Annotated in this window: 11 tRNA genes and 3 rRNA genes; all 14 read left to right on the top strand. The window is 51.5% G+C overall.

The features are described from left to right. The first annotated feature begins 13 nt into the window (after positions 1-13). The 14 genes from ACUL40_RS27985 to rrf all read left to right on the top strand — a co-directional run bounded on the left by ACUL40_RS27985 (position 14) and on the right by rrf (position 5,890). Positions 14-89 (top strand) — tRNA-Val (locus ACUL40_RS27985). Between the two features lie 4 nt (positions 90-93). Beyond that, positions 94-169: transfer RNA gene (locus tag ACUL40_RS27980), tRNA-Thr, on the top strand. A gap of 13 nt (positions 170-182) precedes the next feature. Further along, a tRNA-Lys gene (locus ACUL40_RS27975) sits at positions 183-258 on the top strand. Positions 259-271: 13 nt separating this feature from the next. Beyond that, positions 272-352, top strand: a tRNA-Leu gene (locus tag ACUL40_RS27970). A 29-nt stretch (positions 353-381) separates the two neighbouring features. Further along, positions 382-456: transfer RNA gene (locus tag ACUL40_RS27965), tRNA-Gly, on the top strand. Positions 457-472: 16 nt separating this feature from the next. Next, positions 473-561: transfer RNA gene (locus tag ACUL40_RS27960), tRNA-Leu, on the top strand. Positions 562-564: 3 nt separating this feature from the next. After that, positions 565-638: transfer RNA gene (locus ACUL40_RS27955), tRNA-Arg, on the top strand. 8 nt (positions 639-646) lie between these two features. After that, positions 647-720, top strand: a tRNA-Pro gene (locus ACUL40_RS27950). A 9-nt stretch (positions 721-729) separates the two neighbouring features. After that, positions 730-805, top strand: a tRNA-Ala gene (locus tag ACUL40_RS27945). 75 nt (positions 806-880) lie between these two features. Next, positions 881-2,432: ribosomal RNA gene (locus tag ACUL40_RS27940) — 16S ribosomal RNA — on the top strand. Between the two features lie 130 nt (positions 2,433-2,562). Beyond that, positions 2,563-2,639: transfer RNA gene (locus tag ACUL40_RS27935), tRNA-Ile, on the top strand. Positions 2,640-2,647: 8 nt separating this feature from the next. Further along, positions 2,648-2,723, top strand: a tRNA-Ala gene (locus tag ACUL40_RS27930). 80 nt (positions 2,724-2,803) lie between these two features. Next, positions 2,804-5,725 (top strand): 23S ribosomal RNA (locus ACUL40_RS27925). Positions 5,726-5,774: 49 nt separating this feature from the next. Continuing rightward, positions 5,775-5,890 (top strand): 5S ribosomal RNA (gene rrf / locus ACUL40_RS27920). The 16S, 23S and 5S rRNA genes sit together here with 11 tRNA genes alongside, the layout of an rRNA operon.

Below are 5,890 nucleotides of genomic sequence, written 5' to 3'. Positions count from 1 at the left end.
TGCCAGGCAATCCGGAGGATTAGCTCAGCTGGGAGAGCACCTGCCTTACAAGCAGGGGGTCGGCGGTTCGATCCCGTCATCCTCCACCATTTAGCCGACTTAGCTCAATTGGTAGAGCAACTGACTTGTAATCAGTAGGTTGGGGGTTCAAGTCCTCTAGTCGGCACCAGTTTTTATTGTAAGAGCCATTAGCTCAGTTGGTAGAGCATCTGACTTTTAATCAGAGGGTCGAAGGTTCGAGTCCTTCATGGCTCACCATTTTAATTAATATGCGGGTGTGGCGGAATTGGCAGACGCACTAGACTTAGGATCTAGCGCCTTTGGCGTGGGGGTTCGACTCCCTTCACCCGCACTTTTAATAAAATATCTCAAACATGTCTTGCGGAAGTAGTTCAGTGGTAGAATACAACCTTGCCAAGGTTGGGGTCGCGGGTTCGAATCCCGTCTTCCGCTCCAATTTTCAATATGACATGCCGGGGTGGCGGAACAGGCAGACGCACAGGACTTAAAATCCTGCGGTGGGTGACCACCGTGCGGGTTCGACCCCCGCCCTCGGCACCATATGCGCCCGTAGCTCAATTGGATAGAGCGTTTGACTACGGATCAAGAGGTTAGGGGTTCGACTCCTCTCGGGCGCGTTTTCTTTCGGGAAGTGGCTCAGCTTGGTAGAGCACCTGGTTTGGGACCAGGGGGTCGCAGGTTCAAATCCTGTCTTCCCGATACTTGTTTGGGGCCTTAGCTCAGCTGGGAGAGCGCCTGCCTTGCACGCAGGAGGTCAGCGGTTCGATCCCGCTAGGCTCCACCATTAGTTCTTTGAAAACTGAACGAAACAAACAACGTGAAACGTCAATTTTTATTTTAGATGCTAGACAAACTAACTTTATTGGAGAGTTTGATCCTGGCTCAGGATGAACGCTGGCGGCGTGCCTAATACATGCAAGTCGAGCGAATGGATTAAGAGCTTGCTCTTATGAAGTTAGCGGCGGACGGGTGAGTAACACGTGGGTAACCTGCCCATAAGACTGGGATAACTCCGGGAAACCGGGGCTAATACCGGATAACATTTTGAACCGCATGGTTCGAAATTGAAAGGCGGCTTCGGCTGTCACTTATGGATGGACCCGCGTCGCATTAGCTAGTTGGTGAGGTAACGGCTCACCAAGGCAACGATGCGTAGCCGACCTGAGAGGGTGATCGGCCACACTGGGACTGAGACACGGCCCAGACTCCTACGGGAGGCAGCAGTAGGGAATCTTCCGCAATGGACGAAAGTCTGACGGAGCAACGCCGCGTGAGTGATGAAGGCTTTCGGGTCGTAAAACTCTGTTGTTAGGGAAGAACAAGTGCTAGTTGAATAAGCTGGCACCTTGACGGTACCTAACCAGAAAGCCACGGCTAACTACGTGCCAGCAGCCGCGGTAATACGTAGGTGGCAAGCGTTATCCGGAATTATTGGGCGTAAAGCGCGCGCAGGTGGTTTCTTAAGTCTGATGTGAAAGCCCACGGCTCAACCGTGGAGGGTCATTGGAAACTGGGAGACTTGAGTGCAGAAGAGGAAAGTGGAATTCCATGTGTAGCGGTGAAATGCGTAGAGATATGGAGGAACACCAGTGGCGAAGGCGACTTTCTGGTCTGTAACTGACACTGAGGCGCGAAAGCGTGGGGAGCAAACAGGATTAGATACCCTGGTAGTCCACGCCGTAAACGATGAGTGCTAAGTGTTAGAGGGTTTCCGCCCTTTAGTGCTGAAGTTAACGCATTAAGCACTCCGCCTGGGGAGTACGGCCGCAAGGCTGAAACTCAAAGGAATTGACGGGGGCCCGCACAAGCGGTGGAGCATGTGGTTTAATTCGAAGCAACGCGAAGAACCTTACCAGGTCTTGACATCCTCTGAAAACCCTAGAGATAGGGCTTCTCCTTCGGGAGCAGAGTGACAGGTGGTGCATGGTTGTCGTCAGCTCGTGTCGTGAGATGTTGGGTTAAGTCCCGCAACGAGCGCAACCCTTGATCTTAGTTGCCATCATTAAGTTGGGCACTCTAAGGTGACTGCCGGTGACAAACCGGAGGAAGGTGGGGATGACGTCAAATCATCATGCCCCTTATGACCTGGGCTACACACGTGCTACAATGGACGGTACAAAGAGCTGCAAGACCGCGAGGTGGAGCTAATCTCATAAAACCGTTCTCAGTTCGGATTGTAGGCTGCAACTCGCCTACATGAAGCTGGAATCGCTAGTAATCGCGGATCAGCATGCCGCGGTGAATACGTTCCCGGGCCTTGTACACACCGCCCGTCACACCACGAGAGTTTGTAACACCCGAAGTCGGTGGGGTAACCTTTTTGGAGCCAGCCGCCTAAGGTGGGACAGATGATTGGGGTGAAGTCGTAACAAGGTAGCCGTATCGGAAGGTGCGGCTGGATCACCTCCTTTCTATGGAGAATTGATAAGCGCTGCTTATCAATATAAGTTTCCGTGTTTCGTTTTCGTTTAGTTTTGAGAGTTCAATTCAGTATTGACTCTTAAATGAGGATATGATATAAATAAATCCTGCAATTTGTATGGGCCTATAGCTCAGCTGGTTAGAGCGCACGCCTGATAAGCGTGAGGTCGATGGTTCGAGTCCATTTAGGCCCACCATACATTTTGGGGCCTTAGCTCAGCTGGGAGAGCGCCTGCCTTGCACGCAGGAGGTCAGCGGTTCGATCCCGCTAGGCTCCACCAAAAAGCTATTTTAAATAGCAAATGGTATGTTCTTTGAAAACTAGATAACAGTGTAGCTCATATTTTTTAATTTTTAGTTTGGTTAAGTTAGAAAGGGCGCACGGTGGATGCCTTGACACTAGGAGTCGATGAAGGACGGGACTAACGCCGATATGCTTCGGGGAGCTGTAAGTAAGCTTTGATCCGAAGATTTCCGAATGGGGAAACCCACCATACGTAATGGTATGGTATCCTTATCTGAATACATAGGGTAAGGAAGACAGACCCAGGGAACTGAAACATCTAAGTACCTGGAGGAAGAGAAAGCAAATGCGATTTCCTGAGTAGCGGCGAGCGAAACGGAACATAGCCCAAACCAAGAGGCTTGCCTCTTGGGGTTGTAGGACATTCTATACGGAGTTACAAAGGAACGAGGTAGACGAAGCGACCTGGAAAGGTCCGTCGTAGAGGGTAACAACCCCGTAGTCGAAACTTCGTTCTCTCTTGAATGTATCCTGAGTACGGCGGAACACGTGAAATTCCGTCGGAATCTGGGAGGACCATCTCCCAAGGCTAAATACTCCCTAGTGATCGATAGTGAACCAGTACCGTGAGGGAAAGGTGAAAAGCACCCCGGAAGGGGAGTGAAAGAGATCCTGAAACCGTGTGCCTACAAATAGTCAGAGCCCGTTAACGGGTGATGGCGTGCCTTTTGTAGAATGAACCGGCGAGTTACGATCCCGTGCGAGGTTAAGCTGAAGAGGCGGAGCCGCAGCGAAAGCGAGTCTGAATAGGGCGTTTAGTACGTGGTCGTAGACCCGAAACCAGGTGATCTACCCATGTCCAGGGTGAAGTTCAGGTAACACTGAATGGAGGCCCGAACCCACGCACGTTGAAAAGTGCGGGGATGAGGTGTGGGTAGCGGAGAAATTCCAATCGAACCTGGAGATAGCTGGTTCTCCCCGAAATAGCTTTAGGGCTAGCCTTAAGTGTAAGAGTCTTGGAGGTAGAGCACTGATTGGACTAGGGGTCCTCATCGGATTACCGAATTCAGTCAAACTCCGAATGCCAATGACTTATCCTTAGGAGTCAGACTGCGAGTGATAAGATCCGTAGTCAAAAGGGAAACAGCCCAGACCGCCAGCTAAGGTCCCAAAGTGTGTATTAAGTGGAAAAGGATGTGGAGTTGCTTAGACAACTAGGATGTTGGCTTAGAAGCAGCCACCATTTAAAGAGTGCGTAATAGCTCACTAGTCGAGTGACTCTGCGCCGAAAATGTACCGGGGCTAAATACACCACCGAAGCTGCGGATTGATACCAATGGTATCAGTGGTAGGGGAGCGTTCTAAGGACAGTGAAGTCAGACCGGAAGGACTGGTGGAGTGCTTAGAAGTGAGAATGCCGGTATGAGTAGCGAAAGACGGGTGAGAATCCCGTCCACCGAATGCCTAAGGTTTCCTGAGGAAGGCTCGTCCGCTCAGGGTTAGTCAGGACCTAAGCCGAGGCCGACAGGCGTAGGCGATGGACAACAGGTTGATATTCCTGTACCACCTCTTTATCGTTTGAGCAATGGAGGGACGCAGAAGGATAGAAGAAGCGTGCGATTGGTTGTGCACGTCCAAGCAGTTAGGCTGATAAGTAGGCAAATCCGCTTATCGTAAAGGCTGAGCTGTGATGGGGAAGCTCCTTATGGAGCGAAGTCTTTGATTCCCCGCTGCCAAGAAAAGCTTCTAGCGAGATAAAAGGTGCCTGTACCGCAAACCGACACAGGTAGGCGAGGAGAGAATCCTAAGGTGTGCGAGAGAACTCTGGTTAAGGAACTCGGCAAAATGACCCCGTAACTTCGGGAGAAGGGGTGCTTTCTTAACGGAAAGCCGCAGTGAATAGGCCCAAGCGACTGTTTAGCAAAAACACAGCTCTCTGCGAAGCCGTAAGGCGAAGTATAGGGGGTGACACCTGCCCGGTGCTGGAAGGTTAAGGAGAGGGGTTAGCGTAAGCGAAGCTCTGAACTGAAGCCCCAGTAAACGGCGGCCGTAACTATAACGGTCCTAAGGTAGCGAAATTCCTTGTCGGGTAAGTTCCGACCCGCACGAAAGGTGTAACGATTTGGGCACTGTCTCAACCAGAGACTCGGTGAAATTATAGTACCTGTGAAGATGCAGGTTACCCGCGACAGGACGGAAAGACCCCGTGGAGCTTTACTGTAGCCTGATATTGAATTTTGGTACAGTTTGTACAGGATAGGCGGGAGCCATTGAAACCGGAGCGCTAGCTTCGGTGGAGGCGCTGGTGGGATACCGCCCTGACTGTATTGAAATTCTAACCTACGGGTCTTATCGACCCGGGAGACAGTGTCAGGTGGGCAGTTTGACTGGGGCGGTCGCCTCCTAAAGTGTAACGGAGGCGCCCAAAGGTTCCCTCAGAATGGTTGGAAATCATTCGTAGAGTGCAAAGGCATAAGGGAGCTTGACTGCGAGACCTACAAGTCGAGCAGGGACGAAAGTCGGGCTTAGTGATCCGGTGGTTCCGCATGGAAGGGCCATCGCTCAACGGATAAAAGCTACCCCGGGGATAACAGGCTTATCTCCCCCAAGAGTCCACATCGACGGGGAGGTTTGGCACCTCGATGTCGGCTCATCGCATCCTGGGGCTGTAGTCGGTCCCAAGGGTTGGGCTGTTCGCCCATTAAAGCGGTACGCGAGCTGGGTTCAGAACGTCGTGAGACAGTTCGGTCCCTATCCGTCGTGGGCGTAGGAAATTTGAGAGGAGCTGTCCTTAGTACGAGAGGACCGGGATGGACGCACCGCTGGTGTACCAGTTGTTCTGCCAAGGGCATAGCTGGGTAGCTATGTGCGGAAGGGATAAGTGCTGAAAGCATCTAAGCATGAAGCCCCCCTCAAGATGAGATTTCCCATAGCGTAAGCTAGTAAGATCCCTGAAAGATGATCAGGTTGATAGGTTCGAGGTGGAAGCATGGTGACATGTGGAGCTGACGAATACTAATAGATCGAGGACTTAACCATATAATATGTAGCAAATGTTATCTAGTTTTGAAGGAATATGCCTTCATAGTTTGGTGATGATGGCAGAGAGGTCACACCCGTTCCCATACCGAACACGGAAGTTAAGCTCTCTAGCGCCGATGGTAGTTGGGACCTTGTCCCTGTGAGAGTAGGACGTCGCCAAGC

This window comes from Bacillus sp. KNSH39, assembly GCF_052656585.1.
This window is presented reverse-complemented; position numbering and strand designations above follow the sequence as displayed.